The organism is Peribacillus sp. S4 (assembly GCF_046715815.1).
GTDB lineage: Bacteria > Bacillota > Bacilli > Bacillales > DSM-1321 > Peribacillus > Peribacillus frigoritolerans.
Map to the genome: position 1 here is coordinate 3,360,272 of NZ_CP175708.1, position 21,445 is coordinate 3,381,716.

Here is a 21,445-nt window from a genome sequence, read left to right on the forward strand (position 1 = left end):
CGTATTTGGATTAGGTTTCAGATTGTAGACAAACCCGATGAAAACTCAGTTTGCATTGAAAAAAGTTGCAGCTGATTTCAGAGATCCGCTCCCTTTCCGCCGACTGTCTGCCAAGCCTCATCAAAGCAAGCGCCTGTGGGGTCTCGGCTAGCCAGTAATTCGGCAGGAGTGTCGCAAATCTCTTCAATCTAGTGAGGGTTACATCCGTATAAACTAGTAAAAAACATGAAAGATACTCAAGTTTAATATTGGTTCAGGGCGAATGCAATTCGAAACTCCTTTTGTCAAAAAATTTATGAAACCGCCAGACTATATACGGATTGGAGAAAAAAAGCCAGTTTCCCTACAATATTTCTTAAAAAGTAGTTCCAGTTGATTGGAATGGAAGGTACGAGACTCCTGCGGGAAAAGCGTGGCCAAGGGAGACCCCGCAGGCGAACAGCCGAGGGCGGACCGCCCGCGGAAAGCGAGTGCCTGGAGTGGAAATCATTACACATAGCCCTTTCACTAACCCCATTTTGTCGCCAAACTGAAACCTAATCCGTATTTGGATTAGGTTTTTGGTTTGATTAAAGAAAGTAAGTGACGATTATTTTGGAAACCAGCCGACGGGTTTTACATCGAGATTGATGTTGATTTGTTTAATTTCCTGGTATTCGTCCAAGCCGTATTTTCCTAAACTGCGTCCAATCCCGCTCTGTTTGTAACCGCCCCATGGCGCCTCGACATATGTTGGATGATAATCATTTACCCATGTGATGCCTGCCCGTACCTTCTTGATCACACGCAATCCTTTTGCTCCATCATTCGTGAAGACGCCGCCTGCAAGTCCGTAGTCTGTATCATTTGCCAGTTTAATAGCTTCTTCTTCATCTTTGAACTTTTGAATGACAACGACTGGACCGAAGATCTCCTCTTGTACGATGCGCATGTCAGGTGTTACATCGGTGAAGACAGTCGGTGCAATGAAGTACCCTTTGTCAAGACCGTCATCAACAAGACGGTACCCGCCTGCCGCAAGTGTCGCACCTTCCTGTTTGCCGATTTCAATATAGTTCAAAATGCTATTCATTTGCGCTTCGCTGACAATGGCCCCCATGTTGCTGTCTTCTGCAAGTCCAGGTCCAACTTTAATTTTATTTGCGCGTTCAACATAGCGTTTTACATATTCATCATAAATACTTTCTTCAACTAGAATTCGGCTGCCTGATGAACAAACTTGACCGGCACCGAAGAAGATGCCAAATAATCCATAATCGACGGCTGTCTCTAAATCTGCATCTGCAAAAACGATGTTAGGTGATTTACCGCCAAGCTCAAGGGAAATTTTCTTTAAGTTGCCCGCTGCCGCCTTCATGATGGAGCGGCCAACATCCGTACTTCCTGTAAATGAAACAATGTCAACATCGTTGCTTTCCGCGATGGTTTGACCGACAACGGTGCCGCGGCCCATCACCATATTAGCCACACCTTTCGGGATGCCTGCTTCCTCCAGGATTTCGAATAATTTCATTGCTGTTACAGGTGTTACTTCAGCCGGTTTATATACAATGGTGTTTCCTGCCGCAAGCGCCGGTGCGATTTTCCAGACACTCATTAGAAGTGGGAAATTCCAAGGTACAATCAAACCGGCTACACCTACTGGCTCACGAACAACCATCGCTTGCACGGGTGCGGGAACTTGATACGTTTCCCCTTCTGGATGAAGGACCAAACCAGCGTAGTAACGGAAACACGCGGCGGCATCAGCAATATCGAAACCTGCCTCTGCTTTAAGTTTCCCGTTGTCCATTGTTTCAAGAATCGTTAACTCTTCGGCCCGTTCATCAATTTTATCAGCGATTTTATATAGGTAGGAAGCACGCTCCTGTGCTGTTAGGCCTGACCAGATTCCACTTTCAAAGGCTGCCTTCGCTACTGAGATTGCCCTTTCTGTATCTTCTTTGGTGGCACGCGGAGCTTGTGCGATGATTTCCTGTGTTGCAGGATTGATTACCGGGATTACTTCATTTGATGATGAGGTCTGCCACTTACCGTCGATGTAATTTTTAAGCTCTAATACTGCCGTTTCTAATATTGTCATGTTTCATTCCTCCGGTTTTCATTATTTTTTTATAATCTGTACGGGATTTAATCGTTACAGTTTTAAGACCAGTCTGTCGTCCTTCGCACGTGAGCAGCATGTCAGGATTGATTTCCGTGTTTGACGGTTTTCTTCGCTAAGGAAGAAATCACGGTGATCCACTTCACCTTCTGCAACATCCACCTCACAACTTCCGCACCCGCCTACTTTACAAGAATAAGGTGCATCGATTCCTTCCCTTAAAAGCGCATCAAGCAGTGTTTCACCCTCATGAACGCGGATGGACCGATCGCTGTCTGTAAGGTCGACGATGAAAGGATCTCTCGCCCCATCATTTTTTGCCGCAAATAATTCGAAGTGGATCGCATGTTCCGGATAACCATAGGAACTGGCAGCTTTTCGATACTCTTGCACCATCTCGATTGGTCCGCAAAAATAGACGTGCGTGCCAATGCGATGATCCATCATCGTCTCGGGCATCATTCTGCGTTTGTCTTCTGCCTGTGAAAAATAAAAGGTGCATTGATCATTGTATTTGGCTTTCAGCAGATCATAAAAAGCACATAACTCCGGAGTGCGTGCAGCATAATGGAGTTCGAAGGTTTGCCCTTCGGCGGCCATGTCTTCCATCATTGCCAGAAATGGGGTTATGCCGATTCCAGCTGCATAAAAAGCATGATGCTTAGCTTGAAAGCTGAGAGGGAAGTTATTTTTGGGAAAACTGACTTCCAACCTGGAATCTACCTTTACTTGATCATGCCAGAAAGCCGAACCTCCGCGTGATGCCTCATCACGCCGAATGGAAATCGCATATTTATTGCGGTCCCTTGGGTTGCTGATAAGGGAGTACTCTCTCTCGAAAATCTTATCTCCAGCCGGCATGTAAGTGGTCAAATGCGAACCGCCTGTAAATGCAGGCAACGGCTTTCCATCAACTGGAATCAACTCGAACTGTTTCACGAATGGAGTTTCTTGAATGATCTTGTTTACTTTCATTTGAATATTTCCTACTACCCGCATGATGATCAGCTCCCTACTTCTTCTTTTCCGATCGGGATGTATGGGTAACCAATATAACCTTCCCGTACGATTGAATAAAAAGGACCTATTTCAAGACTGGCTTTGCAATGGTCACATTCTGCAATTTCTGCTTCTTCTTCGACTTCCGACACTTCGAAACATTTCATGCAATATACGTATCGTCGTTTAGGCCCGATAATCACCGTCTGGATCTCAGCTTCTGATAGACCAGCCTCCACTCCGAGCGAGAAGATCATCACGGCATTGTTCCATGCAGCCGCAATATAAAATTGGGTGCCCATCTTTTGTGACAGGATGACTCTCTTAATCTCCTCTTTATCTTCCATTCCGTTAATGGATAGACATTCAATAGGCACTGTACCTGCAATTTCAGAAGTGAAACTTTTCGCCTGATCATATCCGGCTTGATCGGAAATGACGACAAACTTTCTTCGTTCATTCCGAGGGGTAAATTTGTTTACGATCGTAATGGATTTATCAAACAATACTGGACTATTGTACAAGGCCCTATCCTCCTACTTATTGTTTATCTTCGCTTTTTTCTTTTCATCGATACTCCTCAAATATTCGACCGATTGTGGTAGGAATGGGGCAATTCCTTTGTATTCAGCCATTGGTCCGGGAATATCCTGCAGTACGCTATATGTTAGATCAAACCACTCCTGGCGCAATGTCAAATCCTCTAGCGGCAGGAATTGAGTATTCAATACGAATAGAATGGCGTTGCTTCGTGGCATGCGATAAAATTTTTGTTCTTCAACACGTAAACGAACAAGTTTACCTGCATTTTCCGGTGTTATTTCAGAACGTTGAGGTCCCCAGACATCCATCGTTTCATAGTTGACATCCCAACGGTCCGCCATCAGGTTCCAATTGATGCGTGTCCATGGCTTTCCTGGCTCGATGGATAATAAAAACTTACGAACGCGATCTGCGAGTTCATCACCTTTCCGTGATACGAATGGAACAGGTGCATGTATCTCATCAAAGGACATCCCTTTATTCCAGTTAGCCGAGAAGAGTGCAGCGTATGAAACTTGACCCACTTCCAAATAGAAATTACTATCGCGATGAACCATTAAAACAAAATCATTATGGAAATGGCGGCCTATATAGTCAAGCGGCTCATTTGGAAGCGTGCTGGCATCGCCATACACGAATGAATCGGTTTCCCCGAAAATGTGGTTCTTGAAAGTCCATTTGTCCCCATCTTTAATGACCTCGAAATGCTCCGGATAGCGATCAGCTGCCATGTCAATCAGCATTTCCAACACTTCCCATTGCATTTCCATTGTGTGTGAAAAAGATTGAAACCTTATATGCGGCTGTTCTTCAAGGAGACGACGCTTCGTTTCCACTTGGAGTTTGTATTCTGGTGTAACTTCAATACAGTTAACGTTTGAGAGTTTTTTCAAGTCGTTTGAATAACGATAGTTACCTGAAGTGAATGGAAATGGGAATGTATCTAAATCTGTTGTTTTGAAATCTAAACTTTGTGTAAACATTGAACAATCTCCTCTCGTTCCCTAGATTCTTTAAAGTGAGTTTTTTTCTACTTAGCTTCCTTTAATTCCACGGATGGACGCACCATGTCAACTTCATAACGGAAAATGTATTTAGATGAAACATAGTAGGTGACTAAAGCGACAAAGTATGTTGGAATTCCGGCAGCTGTATAAAGGAAAAAGTCACTTGCTTCAAAAGTCAATGGATTATAGAGTGCCCAGTAAACGATCGTTCCAATGACCACCGTGAGAACGGCAGACGGGTTAATGCCTTTCCAATAAGTATAAGAGCCTTGTGTGTCATACAAATCCCTTATTGAAATGCGTTGGCGCTTTACAAAAAAGTAATCTGCCACGACAATGCCGCCAAGTACAGCCATAATGAAGGAAATGACAGCAATGAATGAGCCAAATGCATCGTAGAACGTTGAGCTTAGAAGCAAGAATATAGTCGGTACGGTCGTTCCCATCGCAATCATCCATGATTTTTTCGGGAATACAGTTTTAAAGCTGACAGCTTGTGAGTACATAAGGAAAATGGCTGCACCGACATTCCCTACCGAAAGTAAAATCAAGCCAATGAAGCCGCCCCAACTTCCTGCGATGGAAAACATCCAGTCAGAAGGATTAAGTGAACCAGCGACTAATGCAGCAAGGGCCCCAACTAAAGCAGCGATACAGACGATGATTCCATAGCTGTAGAATCCCGCTTTAAATGCGCCTCCTTCTGTTTTGGACAAACGGCTGTATTGGCCAAGATACGGAAGCCATGAAAAGCCGAGACCGATATTTAATTCCAGGGCTGTCGCGAATGAACGAGAAGTCGTTTCAAAGGGTTCAGAAGGAAGTATATGGGCAACTTTCGTGAATCCCTGTCCAAACAAGACAATTGCGAGAAGGCCAAACATGAGAACCATAAAAACCGGCACGGCCACTGCGGTATATTTTTGAATCGCTACCGGTCCCCTCACAGTTACAAGAAATGCACAGATAAAGAGTAATATCGAGAAAAACGGCGCCCCCATTGCTTGGCTTGAAAAAATTGCGGGCATCCCCAGCCAATTAGCAGACTCTGCCAACGCCTGGCCGGACATAAAGAGCGCAATGGAAATGTAGCCGAGGGTCAAAATAAGAAAAACAAAGAAAAAGATATTGGATCCTAAATAACCAAGTGAACTTCGAAACCCAACAAAAGTGTCTATGCCATAACGCGCAAAATAAAGGGTAATGGGAACAATCAACAGCATAGGGAAGGCGTTACCGAATAAAATCGCTGCAAGTGACTGCTTCGCGTCAAGCATTGTACCTGTATATCCGCCAGTCAACAGCCCAAAAGATGAGAGGCCAATAACAACTTGAACTAAAATTAAATCCCGTAGGTTAAAAATCCGGTCGTTTTTACTTGCCGGTAAGAACCCAAAGGCCACATCCTTTGAAATGGAGGAATTCTCTTTGCTCACACGCTTCTCTCCCAACTATTAAAATAATGATTGTATGGCTTGGAATGAGGCTGTCATTGTTCTTCGTGACCTAAACAACATTTTAGACAAATGAATAGATTAGGTAGGCGATGATTAAAATCATGAAAAAAATAGAACCTGTCGCATCACTCCATTTCATTTTTTCGATTTTCACGGCATCTTCCTGCTCATACGCATTGATCCGCTCATTCAAATCTGAATATAGATTTTTAATAAAGGGATCTTCAGAATTGATATTCTGTTGGAACTGATTCTCTTTATTCAAAATCGCTTCTCCCTCCTTTGCAATCATGCTTTCTAGTCCCTTCTCTTTACTTATTGCAATAACCATGCCAATCAGAAAGCACTATGCTAACAGGGTTTTCAATAGGAAGAATATTCATTTTTGAAACTATTGAACAATTGTGAAATTTCTGTAATATGAAACTAGGAAGTTAAATGAAAGGCAGGTAGACATAAATGGATCACTTCACCTCTGCACTCTTGTCTATTTACGATCAGCTTATTGTGACAGATAAAAATGGCACCATCATGAAATCGACCGGAACAGGGAAAACCTTATTCCATACAATTAAATCCGCTAATGTCGGTGGTTCCATCAAGGATGTTGAACAAGATTTATTTTCCACAAGCTTGGCAGAAGAGATAATGGGCAAAAATGAGAAAAGATCTATCATTCAGTCCTCATGGCAGGGTCATGAGCTGCTGATGACGGCATACCCAATTGGATCCGGGGCATGGGTCTGGGCTTACAAAGAAATTAAAGACTCATATCCAGATACATCAAGGGGGCAATCGGGACCATTAATGGAATCGAAAAAGCCAACTTTTCCATTTGTGATCCGCAGTAAACCGATGCTTGATGTTCTGCATAAAATGCAAATGGTTTGTGATGTCAGCGCAACCGTCCTTTTATTGGGGGAATCCGGTGTAGGAAAGGAAATAGCCGCCAGGGCCATACATAATATGGGTAATAGAAGCGACGGACCATTTATACCTGTCAATTGCGGCGCCATTCCGGAAAACCTGATTGAAAGCGAACTGTTTGGCTATGTAGAAGGGGCTTTTACCAGCGCACGGAAAGAAGGCGCCAAGGGAAAATTCACTCTGGCCCATAAAGGTATCTTATTTTTGGATGAAGTGGGCGAGTTACCGCTTAACGTACAGGTAAAACTGCTTCGTGTCCTTCAGGAACGAGTTGTCACACCAATTGGAAGTACGACCTCACACCCTGTTGACATTCAAGTGATTGCCGCAACAAATAAATCGCTCGAAAAAATGGTGAAAAAAGGTGAATTCCGAGAAGACTTATATTATCGTCTTCATGTCGTGCCTATCCATCTTCCGCCGCTAAGAAATCGTGTAGATGAGATCCCCCACCTGGTTCAGTTTTTTTTACAAAAGTACAATACACTGTACAATCGAAAGGTAGCGTTCACCCCGGATGCAATCGACTTGCTTTGCATCTACCAATGGCCCGGTAACGTGCGAGAACTTGAAAATACAGTTGAAAGACTTGTGATTACTAGCGGAATGCCGGAAGTGGATGTTGCTTTGGTTAAAGAGGTGCTTCCATTTAAAGGGCCCAAACCTCTTTCACTACCTGTCATCGATTTCCTAATGCCATTGCAGGAAGCCGTTGACCTTGTGGAAGAACAACTCATCAACATGGCGATGGAACAATATAAATCATTGAAACTGGCGGCAAAGGTATTGGAAGTCAGCCAGCCGACGATGAGCAGGAAATATAAAAAATTACGAAATAAAATGGAAGAGGCAAGCTTTTCACCAGTGGATAAACGGGCCATTTTAGAAGAACAAATAAACCAGCGGCTTCGATCCGTTGCCGTTGTAACCGCAGCTATCATTCCAGCTGAAGAGGTTATCAGTCTACAAAAAAATATGAACCGGCAAACTTCCTATTCCCAGAAATTAAAACAAAAACTTACCATGATTCAAGAAAAGGAAGGCGTAATTGAATGGGTCTTTATATTTATCATGTCGGAGGATGGACGTCTGATTCACCTTGTTGCAGACAAAGGCTTTGTAATTGAACCGGGGGAAGAATATATGGGTCCCCCGGAAATGGTCAATGTCGCTTACCAGGCGTTTAATGGTAAAGCGGGTGTTACTCCCATATACGAAGACAGGTACGGTGAGTGGAAAACAAGCTTTGCGCCAATCATCGATGATGACGGCAATATCGTAGCAATTGTCGGATGTGATTACAGCAAAGCCTATTTCAATTCAGAAATGCAACGTCTCCGCAAACAGCTAAACATACATGTTTGATTTCGGCGTGCAGTCCCATTATCGAATTGGAGCCCATGGTAAAAAAGAAAAGCTGATAACAGGAGCCGTTTTGAACGGGCTTCTGCAGTCAGCTTTTTCGTTATTATCAAACCATATATATACATCTACATAGAAGATCTTTTTAAAATCAAGTATCTCAGAGATCCATGGTGGATTTCTAGAGCATGCCTACATCCATCGCTCCAACTTTGGAGCTTCCCTCGATTGCAATGAATGTAGGTATTTTCATTTTTTCCATCAATTGATTTTGAACAAATTCTTGCATTTCCATTGCAGAAATATTTTGTGTAAATCCAGTATTTTTAGCACTTTCACTACCATCTTTTTCAGTTTTCCACCTCATTCATCTTTAGAAAACGGCATTTCATCTCCTTATACTTTTAACACAGTACTTCAACGTTAAATCCTCCGGGTGCTTCCACGTAGAAAGTATATCTGTGTATGTGTTGTGGAGGTTTTACCTTGAATCCATCCTCCTTCAACCTCTGATTGATCCTTTTAACTTGTTCTTCATTTTCTTGAATGAATCCAACATGAAAAGTTTTGGGGTATTGTACATTGCTTCCTTTCATCAGAGTCAATATGGAACCATCATCATCTTTCATTGCAGCGAACCCATCTCCCCTACTTCCTGCACATGTCAATCCAAAGTATGTTTCTAAAAAGTCACGTGAAGCTGTAACATCATTAACAGTTAAATTTATGTGATTGATTTTCATTACTTCCCCCATTTTTAATGTTTTCTTTTCCTTCTCTCAACATGCTTCATTGTCCTTAGCTGCATAAGATAAAAGCGATCCTGCTTAAGTAAGATTCGTATATTTTAAGTTCATATGACAGAGTTGTTAAATAGCACCCATACCTTTTTACCACAGCTCCTGAAGCTTATCCAACAGGTCGTCGAGGCGGTAAAATTGCGAGGCACATCCTTGGACTATACCCATTCCCATTACTTGCTGAAGCCCCTCGACTGAAGCGAATCCAGAACGCATGATGAGTTTTGTCTTACCCTCGTGTTCAACAAACGTCAACGTTACCAGTATAACTGGCATACCGTCGGCTGCGTTGCCTTCTTCATCTGCAAACATGTCCGTTAAGACAATCTTCACGGGTACGGTTATTTCTTGATAAACAGCTTCCCCCAAGATTCTTGGTTATAAAATTCACCTTGGTTTTCATCTGTGCACGGCATGCAATAATGCCATAGGCCGTCAGACTTAAAATTAAACGCCCGATTTTCCGTTTGCCATCCACTCGGTCCCCACCATTCAGCCAGTGCTCAGAAAAAACAAGGTCCCGCTGCCCGTCAAATATACGTTCCATGACGAGATCCCGCCCCTCTATACTCGTTGTGATGTTATTAGTCACTTTGTTATCAGACATTTCCATTCCTCCTTCCTATTTTCGTAATATGATATTCCATCTATTTCGTCAAAATGTCAGTATTCCCCTCCCAAATAATCATTCAAGTGACCGCAGCTACAAGATTAAAAAAAGGTTAACCAGTAATAACTGGCTAACCTTTTATACGAACGGACAATCAATATAGGGACTCTATTACAATATTTTTTCATTTTCCAAGTTTGTGTTCGACTCTGCTTTCTTAGCCAATTTAAATTTATAGAATAATATACAGGCTACCAAAAATCCTATTCCATAAAACAGTCCAACTCTTTGAGTAGGGTCAAAGGCAAGGAATACTAGAATCAGCGAACAAAAGCCTAAACAAAACAACGGGACGAATGGGTAAAACGGTACTATGTATTGTAAGTCTTCCGTTTTGCCACCCGCTTTAATAAATTTCTTTCTAAACATATATTGCGATAAAGCAATTCCCATCCATGAAATCGTGACGGAGATACCCGCTATGGACATTAGTATCACGAACACAGTATCCGCCGCAATGAAGCTAGTCAATAACGAGAGAAGCGAAAAGCAGATTGTAAAAAGAAGGGCATTCAAGGGCACTTTCCTTTTGGACAATAGACCAAACACTTTTGGTGCCATCCCATCATGGGCCATCGACCAAAGCAACCTTGTAGATGCATAAAGACATGAATTCCCCACTGAAAGAATGGCTGTTAATATAATGAAATTCATGATACCTGCTGCATAAGGAATCCCCGCTATCTTCATCAAAGTTACAAAAGGACTTTCCAATAAACCTAATTCCGAAGAAGGGAATATGGCGGAAAGGATGATAATGGATGAAATGTAAAAAACAATGATTCTAAATAGTACGTTTCGAATGGCTTTAGGAATGTTTTCTTCAGGTTTTTCACTTTCACCTGCCGCTATTCCTATAAGTTCTGAGCCTTGATAAGAAAATATTACATTCATCATTGTCACAAAGATAATTGTAATGCCGCCAGCTGGAAATAGACCAGAAGGTGCCAAATTCTCGAAGAATGGGGTTGGACGATCAGATAAAGAGACAAAACCAAAGATACCAGCGATTCCAATCAAGATAAACAAAATCACTGCAACGATTTTTATTCCAGCGAACCAATATTCCGCCTCTGCAAAACCTCTTGTCGTTAATGCATTCAATGTAAATAAAAGCACTATGAACACCGCACACCAAATCCAGGTAGGACTATGGGGGAACCATTGTTTCATCAATATTCCTGCTGCCGTAAATTCAACTCCTGCAGTTGCGGCTGAGCCTACGAAATACATCCATCCTAGAGAGAAACCAGCGGAAGGCCCAATATATTCGGCAGCATATTTTTGGAAGGATCCTGTAACCGGCATATGAACGGCTAGCTCGCCAAGGCAGACCATGACCATATACAAAATAAGACCGCCTGCTAGATAACCGATCAGGGCTCCTCCTGCCCCCGCTTGGTTAATCGTATAGCCAGCATTTAAAAAAAGGCCTGTACCAATTACTCCGCCAAGTGAAAGCATAAATAAATGGCGTCTTTTCATTGAGCGTTGCAGCTGATCATTATTCTCCAGTCCATACCCCATATAATCACGTCCTTATCTTATCTATTAGCCTATGCCTTCTCCGAAATCATCTTAGAACCTCAATGAGAGACAACTAAGGCCGCCATCTTGTTTTTGAAATTCAGTCATTTCCACTTCAATCACTGTGTATCCCAATTCTTCAATCTTTTTCTTTGTACCCTCAAACCCTTTCGGCACAATAACGCAGTCGTTCATTCTAACGCAGTTACCGGAATATTCTTCTTCCTCTTTTACGATGATTTGATTAAAGCTAGAAAAAGCCTCATGATTAATGAATTCTCCTGCCACTAATAAATTATTGTCTCCCAGATAATTGACACCCGTTTTTAAATGAAAGAATTTCTTAAGGGGAATGATGGTCGTGCCATAACCATACTTACCCATGATATCTTTGAACTGCAGAGCACCTGCTTCATTCGTTCTGGTTGAAAGGCCAACATAGAAGTGATCCTCAACTTGCATTACATCCCCGCCATCTAACATACCTGGAGATTGAATATATTCGATTGTGTCATAAAAGTCCTTTAAAACTTCTTTCATTTCATCAATCTCACCATTCCGGCTTTCTGCTCCAGGATTGGTTACAAGGGCACATTTGGGCGTCAACACCGCGGTATCTTCTACAAACGTGGAATCAGGATACCTCTCATCCGATTCGAGAACGGTCACTTTCACACCGCATTGTTTTAATGCTTCTACATAAGCCTCGTGTTGTACAAGCGCTTTTTCATAATTCGGGTTTCCTAAATCCGATGTTGTTAAGCCATTTACAAAACTTTTTCCAATCTTTCTTACAATCGCGTGATTAAACATATATATTCCTCCTAAATAGGTTGATATTTTTTAAAATGTGGGTAATTCACCTTTTTGAAATGAAATTCCTTTTTGACCTTTTTCTGTTCAAGCAGTTGCTTAACTATGACAAAAGCGAGAGAAGAGACAACCGAAAGCCTTACTTAACTAAAAGGGGTGTCTCTTCTTAATCCATGCTTTCTCAATTATTTTGATGACCGCATAATTTTTCCGCTATGCCTACAAAATATCTTACTCCATACCGTAAAGCCTTCTCATCGATTTTAAATTTAGGATGGTGCAAAGGATAAGCTTTTCCAAATTCATTATCATGGACGCCTAGAAATTGCATGGAAGAGGGAACGATTTCGGAAAAAGCCGAAAAATCTTCTGTCCCAAACATAGGATCATCAACCTGGATGATATTATTTTCCTCAAAAATACCTTCCATGACCGTTCTTGAAATATCAACGGCAGCTTTATCATTCACCACCGCTGGATACCCTAAATACCAAGTGACTTCACATTTTGCCCCATGCGCTTCTGAAATCCCCTTAACGATTTGCTCTAGATACTCCCTAGCTTTCACTCGGCTATCAGCGTCCAAGGAACGAATGGTACCGCCGATTTCTGCATATTCAGGTATGACATTGAGCGCACTTCCTGAATGGAATTGGGTGACTGAAATGACAGGTGTCCTAAGAGCTGAAATTTTTCTGGAAACGATATGTTGAATATTCGTCGTTATTTCTGCACCAATGATAAGCGGATCTACCGTTAATTCCGGAGTCGACGCATGACCGCCCTGCCCTATGATTTTAATTTCAAAATCATCGGCTGCTGCACAGAATACCCCTTCCCTTAAACATATGGTTCCTGTTCGTTCATAAGGAGTAACATGCAATGCAAATGCATAATCCACTCCTTCCATGACCCCTTTTTTCACCAATTCCTGAGCTCCTCCTGGCAGAACCTCTTCGGCATGTTGGAAAATGAACCTAATTTCTCCATTAATCTCGTCTATTTTCCCGGAGAGGACTTTTGCAGCACCTAATAACATCGCAGCATGTGCATCATGTCCGCATGCATGCATAACCCCAGGATTTTTTGATTTATATTCAATATCCGCTTCCTCTTCAATCGGGAGTGCATCAATATCTGCACGAAAAGAAATGGTATTCGATTTTCCGGGTGATTTTTTTGCGCCTTTGAGAACCGCTAAAACACTCGTTTCGGTAGGTCTTGTCACTTCTAATCCTGTAAAGGTTTTTAATTTCCTATAAATGAATTCGGAAGTCTGGTGTTCCTGATACGAGAGCTCCGGATTTTCATGAAAATGGCGTCTCCATGAAATCACTTCATCCACAACTGTCTCCTGTATTGTCTTCATCATAAATGCCTCCTAGATCACTTAGTGCCAATATTCAGATTTTTTAGATCTTTAAAAAGGGCCATACTGTATGCTTTGAGCAATGATCAAAAAGATAATCGCTACGGCAACCTGAATCAAAAGAAAGGGAAATACCCATTTTACCCATTTCGTAAATGATATGCCGGCCACTGCCAGTCCAGCCAATAGCACTCCAGAAGTCGGAAATATCATATTCGAAATCCCATCCCCTAATTGGAAAGCTAAAACTGCCGTTTGTCTTGTCACACCCATTAAATCCGCTAATGGAGCCATGATCGGCATCGTCAATGCTGCTTGTCCGCTTCCTGAAGGAACAATGAAGTTAAGGAATAATTGGACAATGAACATTCCGATTGCATTTATGGCGGGAGGAAGCTGCTCAACCAATCCTGCAGCATAATATAAAATGGTATCAAGCAATCCGCCACTTGTAATGATGACCAAGATTGTCTGAGCAACACCTATTATCAATGCCCCGGAAACCATATCGCCTGCTCCTGAAATAAAACCATTAGCCATCTTGGACGGAGTCAAGCCTCCGATTAGGCCCATTATGATCCCGCTTAATAAAAACAAGCCGCCAATTTCACTTATATACCATCCTAATTTAATAACTCCATAGACTAATAGGATGAAATTCACCAATAAAATAATTAAAGCAGCGCTATGTCTTTTGCTCATCCTAAAGTTTTTATCAAGTTGTCCATGGTCTTCACGCCTGAATTTCCCATACTCCCCCAGTTCAGGGTTCCTTTTAACCTTCATTGCATGAAAATAGATGTACAATACTGTAACGATATAAAAAACTGCAAGAAGAGCGATTCGCAATCCCATTCCCGAATACATGGGCAATTCTGCAATGCTTTGGGCAACTCCAACATTAAATGGGTTCGTAATGCCCGAAATGAATCCAGTCGCCAATGTTCCAAGGATGACGATCGCAAAACCAGTAAGTGCATCAAAGCCTAATGCGATCGTCATTGGAACAATGATGGCGATATAAACTAATGCATCTTCAGCAGAGCCGATCAGTGTCCCTAATGATGCGAAGATTAATACCATCAACGGAATAAGCAATTTTTCTTTTGTTCCGAATCGGACAGCCACAAACTTAATGAAGGAATCCAGTGCTCCTGTTGCCTGCATGATTCCCAGTGCTCCCCCAAACAAAAAGACGAACAAGATAATTGACGCTCCTTCAATCATCCCTGCATGAATACTGCTGAACATTTCCAATAATCCCACAGGTGTTGATTCTACGAATTCAAAAGAAGTGGGATCGACTACACTTCGGCCATCCTTTTCAATTCTTTCATATTTGCCTGCTGGTAAGATATAGGTTAGAACCGTCACTATCACAAGTACGATAAACATTAATACAAAAGGATTTACCCCTTTTTCCGGCAACTCCGTTAGTTGGTTAAGTGGCTTATTATTCTGGTTAAGCGGCTTGGAAGTGATTGGACCATTAGGAAGGTCATTCATCTTAATACCCCCGGTTAAAGTTTAATGCTATTAATCCAGTTTTCCTGTCGGACCATCACTTCTCAACCAAACACTTAAACATACTCTTTATTAACTTCTCAAGCAAAACGGGCGTATGGACAAAGGCGCTATCGATGTGAAGGCGCTCAGTACGCTGATGGGCATCCTTGCCGAATGGCCCCACATTAAGTACGGGTGCCTGAAGTTTTCGCATATCGGCAAAAGGAATGCTGTAAGTATCTCCCCAGACTGGTGTATTTTTTTCAAAAGCCGTCCAGCCGTCAGAATCATCAGTATATTGAACATAGCTTAAATCGCAAAGGCCATTAAAATAATGAATTTGGCTGACTTCTTCATCAAACTTTCTGGCAGTTTCCTTCATTAATTTCACAGATTCGATGATAAGCGGATCATCGGACGAATTGACGGCTGGATAATATGGCGGTGCGAACAGCAATACAATGGCGGGTGAAAGCTCCTGACATTGTATCATCAATTTTTCAGCGATCCGCACTGATTTTTCCCGTTCATCCAAATCCTTGTTTCCATTAACTTCACTCTTTATTTGCTCAACAAAACTCCCGCCAAATTTGCCCTCGGCATATGAAAGTAACTTTTCGTAGCGTAATACTTGTACTTCGCCTACACCTTCAATTTGTTCACGCAGGCAAAGTTCTTTATAAGATTCATTGCATTTCATCGCTGCTTCGTTCGCAACCTGCTCGAATAGATCCATTATTTCTGCAGCTGTTCTTTTCATGATGAACACATTATAAAGCGCGGCTGCCCGATAAGGTGTCTGTGTTGAATATTGTAGTTTTAGATCTTTTTGCTGAAGCGATACTGGTAAAGGTGTTTCCTCGCCAAGGTCACTTTCCAGAAAAAGAGTGTTCCACTCCATGAGCTGCGTGAGAAACGAGGCTATATAGTTAGCGGTTATGCCCTTTAATGGCTCGCCTACATGAGTTTCTTTCCCATAAAAAAGGGCAGCGGGCATGATTTTCCCCAAAGTTCCGGAATAAATATAATGATTATTATCACCCGGTTTCTGTGAAAAGGACGGTTCACTATTAAAAAACATTTTATAGGAAAGGTCATATTTATCACGTAAAGCCACAAGTTCTTTAACTGCAGCCCTCATTCCCGCAGAATTCACTTCCTCATCCGGAACCGTTAACAGCAGGAGATTGATCGGCCATTGTTCGATGCTTGCCTTTTCGATGATAGCCATATGAAGGGCAAGCCCCATTTTCATATCCATCGTTCCTCTACCAAACAAGTACTTTCCTGATTCCAGATCAATGCGCGCTTCTTCCGGCAGATCATCTTTCCTATCATGAAGTTTTTTCGTGAGCTCCTCTGGTTGAAATGCAAGAGTCTCAAGGTCACCGTATTCTTCAGTATGAACCGTATCAAAATGGCTAATTAATACTACGGTCTCCTTGCTATCGGGATGTTTATAAAAGGCATTGACAAAATTCCTTCCTAAATCTGCCTCGTGAAGCGATAAGTGTGCCGGGTTCCTTTTAAAATAATCAAGCTCCCTTAATTTCTCTTGCACCTTATAAGGGAACGTTCGCTCCCCTGGTGTAAGAGTCCGGCTTTCCCAGCTAACAAGTTCACACAACAAAGCACGGAGAGTTTCTGGAGTATCCCATAGTAATTGACTCATTTCAATCCCCCTTCATCAATATTTGTACGCACCACCGGGCAGGTTAAACAGGTAGGACCTCCAGTGCCCTTGAAACTGATTTCAGTTCCTTTGTACTCATAAACTGTCGCTCCCGCATCAATTAACTTTTGCTTCGTGTAAGCGTTACCAGAAGGTATCACGCAAACCCGCGGAGCAATGGCAAGCACATTACACCCCAAGTTCAAGTACTCATCAATCGGCACTTCGATAAGCTGAATGCCTCGTTCAATAAGCAGTTTTCTGAAAAAGACAGGCATAAGGCGGGAATGAACTACCGCTAAATCATGGTCGACCATGCTGATGAAAGACATGAGATGGAGACACTCTGCCTCTCCTTGATCATGCGGAAGCTGAACTACGATGAATTCATCCACAAGATGTGCGGTCATTTCCTTTAATTGCCGAATGGCTTCAGCGTTTGTACGATAACCATGCCCGACAACCAAGGTCTTATCATCAAGCCAAACGATATCACCGCCATCCGCGACCGCATCACCCGTTAAATACCCAATGATCGGGATGTTCTTTTCCTTACAGTATTCCTTGTATACAGTCGCTTCAGGCTGCCTTGATTCTTTCCCCGACTTTAAAATAATGGCGCCTTGGCTAGTGAATTTGACTGGGTCATGCGCATATAAGGAGTCAATGCCAACTACCGAAGATGCTGGCAAATAATCGATGTTTGGGACATATTTCTCCAAAATGGATATAAAGTCACCATACTCCGTTAGCGCTTCGTTGAAATCCGGCTCTTCCAAAAAGTTGAAGTTCTCCCATGTTTGGCTTAAATGCTCTTGACTAATAAAAGCTTCTTTCGGATGTTTTACAATGACACGTTCCAATGGTTTGTACATGGACGAACAAAATGTCACTGCCTCCCCCTCCTTTTCCGTAGAGCGGAAAACGTTTCCGCTAATAGGAATTTTTCTTTTATTATAAATTTAGTTTTGGTATAATGTCAATATGTTTTAAATTTTCAAATAAATTAACTTTTTATTTAACTTGTATGGAAAGATAGGTGGTTTTTATATGCAATCAATTGACCGCGCCATGAACGTTATAAAGGTGCTGGTATCCAATTCTTCGGAAAACTGGCTGTCAATTACGGAACTTTCCCAAGAATGTGATCTTCCTGTCAGCTCCATGCATCGTTTGTTAAAGGCAATGTCCTTGCATGGATTAATTCAACAGGACGGGCAATCCAAACAATATGGTTTGGGGAATATTTGGCTCGAATATGGTTTACGCATGTATGACAAAATGGATTACATTAGTCAAATAAGACCTGAACTCGAAAGGCTTATGAACAAAGTGGAGGAAAGCGTCTATCTAAGCCAACCAATCGGGATGGAATCACTCGTTATCGAAAGGATCGACAGCGAAAAGAGCCAAATCCGGGTTTATGACCAGCTTGGCTCACGTGTACCTATGCATATCGGGGCTGCCAATAAAGCGATGCTCGCCTATATGCCATATAATCAAACGAAAAAAATCGTAGATGCTCTTCTGCCAACTAAAGAAAGAGCAGCTTTTTGGGATATATTGCAAGAGACTAAAACGAAGGGACATGGGATCAGTCACAGTGAAAGAACAGAGGGAACATGTTCTGTTGCCGTACCGATATTGAACCATTTTGGGGAAGTTCACGGTGCGGTGAGCATTGGTTTTGTAAGTTTTAACCTGACAGATGAAAGACTCGATTTCCTCATTAAGAATGTGATGGAAACTGGGAATCGGGTTTCTGCAAAATTGGGGTATAGGGGACCATGATAATAAGAGAGAAGTGGAGGATTATCGGATAAAACAAAAAGAAGATGAATCATATCATCTTCTTTTTGTTTGGCTCTTTTCGTAAAGATTGTTGTTTTTAAAACGAAACTATTTTAGGTTGATTGGAGCGGAAGTGCGAGACTCCTGCGGGAGCTGCGGGACAGGTGAGACCCCACAGGCGTTTACGCCGAGGAGGCTCACCGCCCGCACCAAGGAAAGCGAGCACCTGGAGGGGAAATCAACCACACTGCACTACTTCGTAAATAGCAACAAAGTATGCGAAAACAGCCTTTCGTTTTATATTAATCGCTGCCGGTCACAAATAAATCTTCTTTAAAATAGGCGAGGACCTCGCCGGCCACCACTGGTTCGCCCTCCAATACCTCCAAAGTTTCTATTTTCCCGCTGACACCAATATCAATGATTTCCACACTTCCATCTGCCTTCTTAATCTGAAATAAATGTTCCCATTCGTAAAATCTGGAATTTTTGGATATTGAAATTTTTTCAATCCTGCCTTCACAAGGGCTAAGAATCACATCAACGTACATTTACATCATTCCTTCCTTCAGTATTCTTCAAAATGAAATGGGGTTTGTAAAACTAACCTTAGAAAGTTTTGGAACTCAGATATATCTTCTTGTTCAATGCCAAGGGTCGGAGCCCAGTACTGATCTAAATTAATATCATTGGCACAAAGCAGGATCATTCTTCCGCTTTGCATGGAAGTCACCATTGCTTTACCGAAAAACTGGGCCGAATATACAATGGTTACATCATATCTATAATCTTGTGACAATAAGCAATAATGATGAATAGCCTGGTTTTCTTTATTTTCGGAAAGAATATCAAAATTCAACGGATTGCCTCCTTTCTTGTAAACCCTAATTCGTTCAGAACCTGATCCACCCCCGAAGCTGAGATGCTTCTGCTATTTTGCGAATCCCTTCAATATAAGCAGCCACTTTCATGTTCACGGAATATTTTTGTGAAGTATGGTAGACATTCAAAAAGCTGGCCGTTATCTTTTCCTTCAATCGTTCATCTACAAGCTCTTCCGTCCAGTAATAACCTTGATTGTTCTGGCACCATTCAAAATACGAGACTATCACCCCTCCTGAATTCGCCAAAATATCCGGGACTAGCACTATACCTTTATCATCGAGAATCTTGATCGCTTCCTTTGTCGTCGGCCCATTTGCTGCTTCAATCAGGATTTCACATTTTAGTCGTTTTGCATTATCCTTATTCACCACTCCGCTAATGGCTGCGGGGATCAGCACATCACACTCTTTTTCCAATAATTCTTGATTGGATAATGAATCTTTGTATAAGTTCGAAACGACCCCAAAAGAGTCCCTGTTCTCCAAAAGGTAAGGAATGTCCAATCCATTCGGATCATATAAACCTCCAAGTTCATCCGCTATTCCGACAACCTTTGCCCCCATTTCATGTAAATACAATGCTAAATGACTGCCAACATTCCCGAATCCCTGGATGATTACCCGCATGCCCTCAATGGGAATCCCCTTTAAATCACAAATCATTTGAAGTGTATATAATACGCCCTTGGAAGTGGCTTTTTCCCTGCCCTTCGATCCTCCTAATCTCAGAGGCTTTCCTGTAATGAAGCCCGGTGAATCGAATTCCCTGATGTGATCATATTCATCCAGCATCCAGGCCATGATTTGTGAATTCGTATACATATCTGGTGCCGGGATATCTTTTGTAGGGCCCACTATTTGACTTACTGCCCTGACATACCCTCTGCTTAATCGTTCAAGCTCAGATGAACTCATCTGTCTCGGATCACACACAATGCCGCCTTTTGCCCCTCCGTATGGAAGATCGGTTATTCCGCATTTCAAGCTCATCCATCCGGCCAATGCCTTAACTTCTTCAGGAGTGACATCCGGGTGAAACCGGATTCCCCCTTTCGTTGGACCGGCTGCATCATTATGTTGAGCACGATACCCTTGAAACATCCTTGTCTCGCCATTATCCATTTGAATAGGAATACAGACTTCCAGAAAACGCATTGGCGCTTTCAAAAAATCAAAAACCTGCTCTGGATAGTCCAAAACATGAATCGCTTCTTTTAAGATATCCTGGAATTCTTGCAGTGGATTATCCAATTGACGTTTTTCAATAACCTTAATTTCCTCTGACATTTTAGCACCTCACTTTTATTCTTATTACTTATTAAGCAACTTTCATGCCAGCTTTGAGGATATTGTATGAATGGCACCATACCGCCATCTGTCCTCACCCATATCCCACATACAATCATCAGGACATATGTATTAATTCATAAGCAATTCAGATTTGCATATGTAAAAAATGATGATTAAAAACATAAAAAAACGCATCCTTTTAGAATGCGTCCGGCTGTAGTCAAACCCCGATAATAATAAATTCTAACGTAGCCTCCAGGCACTCGCTTTCCGCGGGCGGTCCGCCCTCGGCGCCTTTGCTCCTGCGGGGTTTCCCTCGACACGCTTTTCCCGCAGGAGGCTCGCACCTTCCGTTCCAATCAACTTTGTTTATCTTTTAAATAGAACCCTTTTGCCTACAGTCTTATTTGTTTTTAAAAAAGAAGTATTAAAACTTGAAGTCAAAAGGATACTTTCTAAACATGATTCTATTAAGCGAAATCGACTTTAAATGTTATCATTTGGAGCAATCGAACATTTGGTTCGTATAATTGAGGCCGCCATTGATATCTCTTTTCATTTATGACTTGGTAAAAGATATGTATACAGAGGTAGTACGCCCAAGTATTGACCCAGTCATTTTGGTTAAAATGACATTCATTCAATCTACTCTATTTTTTCGATTGATGCATAACTATTGAAGAGGTAAATACGAACGTGGCCTATGCTGGTTCTTAGGTTATGT

General features: G+C 42.0%; 21 protein-coding genes and 1 pseudogene. 3 read left to right on the forward strand and 19 right to left on the reverse strand.

Annotated elements, in window-relative coordinates; translation table 11 throughout:
- Positions 1 to 589: 589 nt before the first annotated feature.
- The 6 genes from ACJ9PY_RS15860 to ACJ9PY_RS15885 form a co-directional block, all read right to left on the reverse strand.
- On the reverse strand, positions 590 to 2,083 hold the full coding sequence (locus tag ACJ9PY_RS15860; RefSeq protein WP_063575826.1) for an aldehyde dehydrogenase family protein: 1,494 nt from the start codon (positions 2,081 to 2,083) through the stop codon (positions 590 to 592).
- 54 nt (positions 2,084 to 2,137) lie between these two features.
- Positions 2,138 to 3,079 (reverse strand): PDR/VanB family oxidoreductase, encoded by a 942-nt coding sequence (locus ACJ9PY_RS15865; RefSeq protein WP_411738546.1) that lies wholly within the window; start codon positions 3,077 to 3,079, stop codon positions 2,138 to 2,140.
- 29 nt (positions 3,080 to 3,108) lie between these two features.
- The gene (locus tag ACJ9PY_RS15870; protein ID WP_268565513.1) at positions 3,109 to 3,627 is read right to left on the reverse strand and encodes a hypothetical protein; all 519 of its coding nucleotides are present in this window, start codon (positions 3,625 to 3,627) and stop codon (positions 3,109 to 3,111) included.
- Positions 3,628 to 3,639: 12 nt separating this feature from the next.
- Entirely contained in the window at positions 3,640 to 4,629 is a 990-nt protein-coding gene (locus ACJ9PY_RS15875) for a heme-dependent oxidative N-demethylase family protein (protein WP_098937566.1), read from the reverse strand.
- Positions 4,630 to 4,676: 47 nt separating this feature from the next.
- Positions 4,677 to 6,089: a purine-cytosine permease family protein gene (locus tag ACJ9PY_RS15880; RefSeq protein ID WP_411738547.1), complete on the reverse strand. Its 1,413-nt coding sequence runs from the start codon at positions 6,087 to 6,089 to the stop codon at positions 4,677 to 4,679.
- 82 nt (positions 6,090 to 6,171) lie between these two features.
- Positions 6,172 to 6,402 carry a hypothetical protein gene (locus tag ACJ9PY_RS15885; protein ID WP_034307744.1) on the reverse strand — a complete coding sequence of 77 codons (231 nt, stop codon included), beginning with the start codon at positions 6,400 to 6,402 and terminating at the stop codon, positions 6,172 to 6,174.
- A gap of 167 nt (positions 6,403 to 6,569) precedes the next feature.
- Here ACJ9PY_RS15885 and ACJ9PY_RS15890 point away from each other — a divergent pair, with 167 nt between their 5' ends.
- Positions 6,570 to 8,402: a sigma 54-interacting transcriptional regulator gene (locus ACJ9PY_RS15890; RefSeq protein WP_411738548.1), complete on the forward strand. Its 1,833-nt coding sequence runs from the start codon at positions 6,570 to 6,572 to the stop codon at positions 8,400 to 8,402.
- A 178-nt stretch (positions 8,403 to 8,580) separates the two neighbouring features.
- On the opposite strand, the gene ACJ9PY_RS15895 is transcribed toward ACJ9PY_RS15890, so the two are convergent.
- The 10 genes from ACJ9PY_RS15895 to ACJ9PY_RS15940 form a co-directional block, all read right to left on the reverse strand.
- On the reverse strand, positions 8,581 to 8,766 hold the full coding sequence (locus tag ACJ9PY_RS15895) for a hypothetical protein (protein WP_411738549.1): 186 nt from the start codon (positions 8,764 to 8,766) through the stop codon (positions 8,581 to 8,583).
- A 37-nt stretch (positions 8,767 to 8,803) separates the two neighbouring features.
- Positions 8,804 to 9,142, reverse strand: a complete 339-nt coding sequence (locus ACJ9PY_RS15900) for a VOC family protein (RefSeq protein ID WP_411738550.1) — start codon at positions 9,140 to 9,142, stop codon at positions 8,804 to 8,806.
- A gap of 147 nt (positions 9,143 to 9,289) precedes the next feature.
- A complete protein-coding gene (locus ACJ9PY_RS15905; RefSeq protein WP_411738551.1) occupies positions 9,290 to 9,511 on the reverse strand; it encodes a hypothetical protein in 222 nt (73 codons plus the stop codon).
- Positions 9,498 to 9,806, reverse strand: coding sequence for a hypothetical protein (locus ACJ9PY_RS15910; protein ID WP_411738552.1), 309 nt, complete (start codon positions 9,804 to 9,806; stop codon positions 9,498 to 9,500). Before ACJ9PY_RS15910 ends, ACJ9PY_RS15905 begins: the two co-directional genes overlap by 14 nt.
- Before the next feature lie 174 nt (positions 9,807 to 9,980).
- Complete coding sequence (locus ACJ9PY_RS15915) at positions 9,981 to 11,396, reverse strand: amino acid permease (protein ID WP_034307751.1); 1,416 nt, start codon at positions 11,394 to 11,396, stop codon at positions 9,981 to 9,983.
- Positions 11,397 to 11,447: 51 nt separating this feature from the next.
- Entirely contained in the window at positions 11,448 to 12,209 is a 762-nt protein-coding gene (locus ACJ9PY_RS15920; RefSeq protein WP_098186360.1) for a dimethylarginine dimethylaminohydrolase family protein, read from the reverse strand.
- A gap of 181 nt (positions 12,210 to 12,390) precedes the next feature.
- A complete protein-coding gene (locus ACJ9PY_RS15925) occupies positions 12,391 to 13,581 on the reverse strand; it encodes an amidohydrolase (protein WP_411738553.1) in 1,191 nt (396 codons plus the stop codon).
- A 48-nt stretch (positions 13,582 to 13,629) separates the two neighbouring features.
- Entirely contained in the window at positions 13,630 to 14,973 is a 1,344-nt protein-coding gene (locus tag ACJ9PY_RS15930) for a YfcC family protein (protein ID WP_411740292.1), read from the reverse strand.
- Positions 14,974 to 15,139: 166 nt separating this feature from the next.
- On the reverse strand, positions 15,140 to 16,756 hold the full coding sequence (locus tag ACJ9PY_RS15935; RefSeq protein WP_411738554.1) for a M20/M25/M40 family metallo-hydrolase: 1,617 nt from the start codon (positions 16,754 to 16,756) through the stop codon (positions 15,140 to 15,142).
- A complete protein-coding gene (locus tag ACJ9PY_RS15940; RefSeq protein ID WP_048687576.1) occupies positions 16,753 to 17,631 on the reverse strand; it encodes a dimethylarginine dimethylaminohydrolase family protein in 879 nt (292 codons plus the stop codon). Before ACJ9PY_RS15940 ends, ACJ9PY_RS15935 begins: the two co-directional genes overlap by 4 nt.
- A gap of 175 nt (positions 17,632 to 17,806) precedes the next feature.
- Here ACJ9PY_RS15940 and ACJ9PY_RS15945 point away from each other — a divergent pair, with 175 nt between their 5' ends.
- Positions 17,807 to 18,547: an IclR family transcriptional regulator gene (locus ACJ9PY_RS15945; protein ID WP_098865372.1), complete on the forward strand. Its 741-nt coding sequence runs from the start codon at positions 17,807 to 17,809 to the stop codon at positions 18,545 to 18,547.
- A 302-nt stretch (positions 18,548 to 18,849) separates the two neighbouring features.
- Here the strand turns inward: ACJ9PY_RS15945 and ACJ9PY_RS15950 are convergent, their stop codons facing one another.
- From ACJ9PY_RS15950 to ACJ9PY_RS15960, 3 genes are read right to left on the reverse strand one after another with little or no spacing between them, the layout of a single operon-like run.
- Positions 18,850 to 19,098: a hypothetical protein gene (locus tag ACJ9PY_RS15950; protein ID WP_411738555.1), complete on the reverse strand. Its 249-nt coding sequence runs from the start codon at positions 19,096 to 19,098 to the stop codon at positions 18,850 to 18,852.
- A gap of 17 nt (positions 19,099 to 19,115) precedes the next feature.
- Positions 19,116 to 19,406, reverse strand: a complete 291-nt coding sequence (locus ACJ9PY_RS15955; protein WP_034307765.1) for an SAV0927 family protein — start codon at positions 19,404 to 19,406, stop codon at positions 19,116 to 19,118.
- A 34-nt stretch (positions 19,407 to 19,440) separates the two neighbouring features.
- Positions 19,441 to 20,718: a Glu/Leu/Phe/Val family dehydrogenase gene (locus tag ACJ9PY_RS15960; protein WP_053535500.1), complete on the reverse strand. Its 1,278-nt coding sequence runs from the start codon at positions 20,716 to 20,718 to the stop codon at positions 19,441 to 19,443.
- A gap of 514 nt (positions 20,719 to 21,232) precedes the next feature.
- Here ACJ9PY_RS15960 and ACJ9PY_RS15965 point away from each other — a divergent pair.
- Positions 21,233 to 21,443 (forward strand): annotated as a pseudogene (locus ACJ9PY_RS15965) (transposase); the annotation flags it as partial.
- Positions 21,444 to 21,445: the final 2 nt, after the last annotated feature.

Bases quoted from the DNA above. Each gene is read 5' to 3' on its own strand.
- ACJ9PY_RS15940 (WP_048687576.1), bottom strand. From the start codon at position 17,631: ATGTACAAACCATTGGAACGTGTCATTGTAAAACATCCGAAAGAAGCT.
- ACJ9PY_RS15865 (WP_411738546.1), bottom strand. From the start codon at position 3,079: ATGAAAGTAAACAAGATCATTCAAGAAACTCCATTCGTGAAACAGTTC.
- ACJ9PY_RS15910 (WP_411738552.1), bottom strand. From the start codon at position 9,806: ATGTCTGATAACAAAGTGACTAATAACATCACAACGAGTATAGAGGGG.
- ACJ9PY_RS15950 (WP_411738555.1), bottom strand. From the start codon at position 19,098: ATGTACGTTGATGTGATTCTTAGCCCTTGTGAAGGCAGGATTGAAAAA.
- ACJ9PY_RS15960 (WP_053535500.1), bottom strand. From the start codon at position 20,718: ATGTCAGAGGAAATTAAGGTTATTGAAAAACGTCAATTGGATAATCCA.
- ACJ9PY_RS15930 (WP_411740292.1), bottom strand. From the start codon at position 14,973: ATGTTTATCGTACTTGTGATAGTGACGGTTCTAACCTATATCTTACCA.
- ACJ9PY_RS15860 (WP_063575826.1), bottom strand. From the start codon at position 2,083: ATGACAATATTAGAAACGGCAGTATTAGAGCTTAAAAATTACATCGAC.
- ACJ9PY_RS15920 (WP_098186360.1), bottom strand. From the start codon at position 12,209: ATGTTTAATCACGCGATTGTAAGAAAGATTGGAAAAAGTTTTGTAAAT.
- ACJ9PY_RS15885 (WP_034307744.1), bottom strand. From the start codon at position 6,402: ATGATTGCAAAGGAGGGAGAAGCGATTTTGAATAAAGAGAATCAGTTC.
- ACJ9PY_RS15925 (WP_411738553.1), bottom strand. From the start codon at position 13,581: ATGATGAAGACAATACAGGAGACAGTTGTGGATGAAGTGATTTCATGG.
- ACJ9PY_RS15945 (WP_098865372.1), top strand. From the start codon at position 17,807: ATGCAATCAATTGACCGCGCCATGAACGTTATAAAGGTGCTGGTATCC.
- ACJ9PY_RS15900 (WP_411738550.1), bottom strand. From the start codon at position 9,142: ATGAAAATCAATCACATAAATTTAACTGTTAATGATGTTACAGCTTCA.
- ACJ9PY_RS15895 (WP_411738549.1), bottom strand. From the start codon at position 8,766: ATGAGGTGGAAAACTGAAAAAGATGGTAGTGAAAGTGCTAAAAATACT.
- ACJ9PY_RS15915 (WP_034307751.1), bottom strand. From the start codon at position 11,396: ATGGGGTATGGACTGGAGAATAATGATCAGCTGCAACGCTCAATGAAA.
- ACJ9PY_RS15935 (WP_411738554.1), bottom strand. From the start codon at position 16,756: ATGAGTCAATTACTATGGGATACTCCAGAAACTCTCCGTGCTTTGTTG.
- ACJ9PY_RS15890 (WP_411738548.1), top strand. From the start codon at position 6,570: ATGGATCACTTCACCTCTGCACTCTTGTCTATTTACGATCAGCTTATT.
- ACJ9PY_RS15875 (WP_098937566.1), bottom strand. From the start codon at position 4,629: ATGTTTACACAAAGTTTAGATTTCAAAACAACAGATTTAGATACATTC.
- ACJ9PY_RS15905 (WP_411738551.1), bottom strand. From the start codon at position 9,511: ATGTTTGCAGATGAAGAAGGCAACGCAGCCGACGGTATGCCAGTTATA.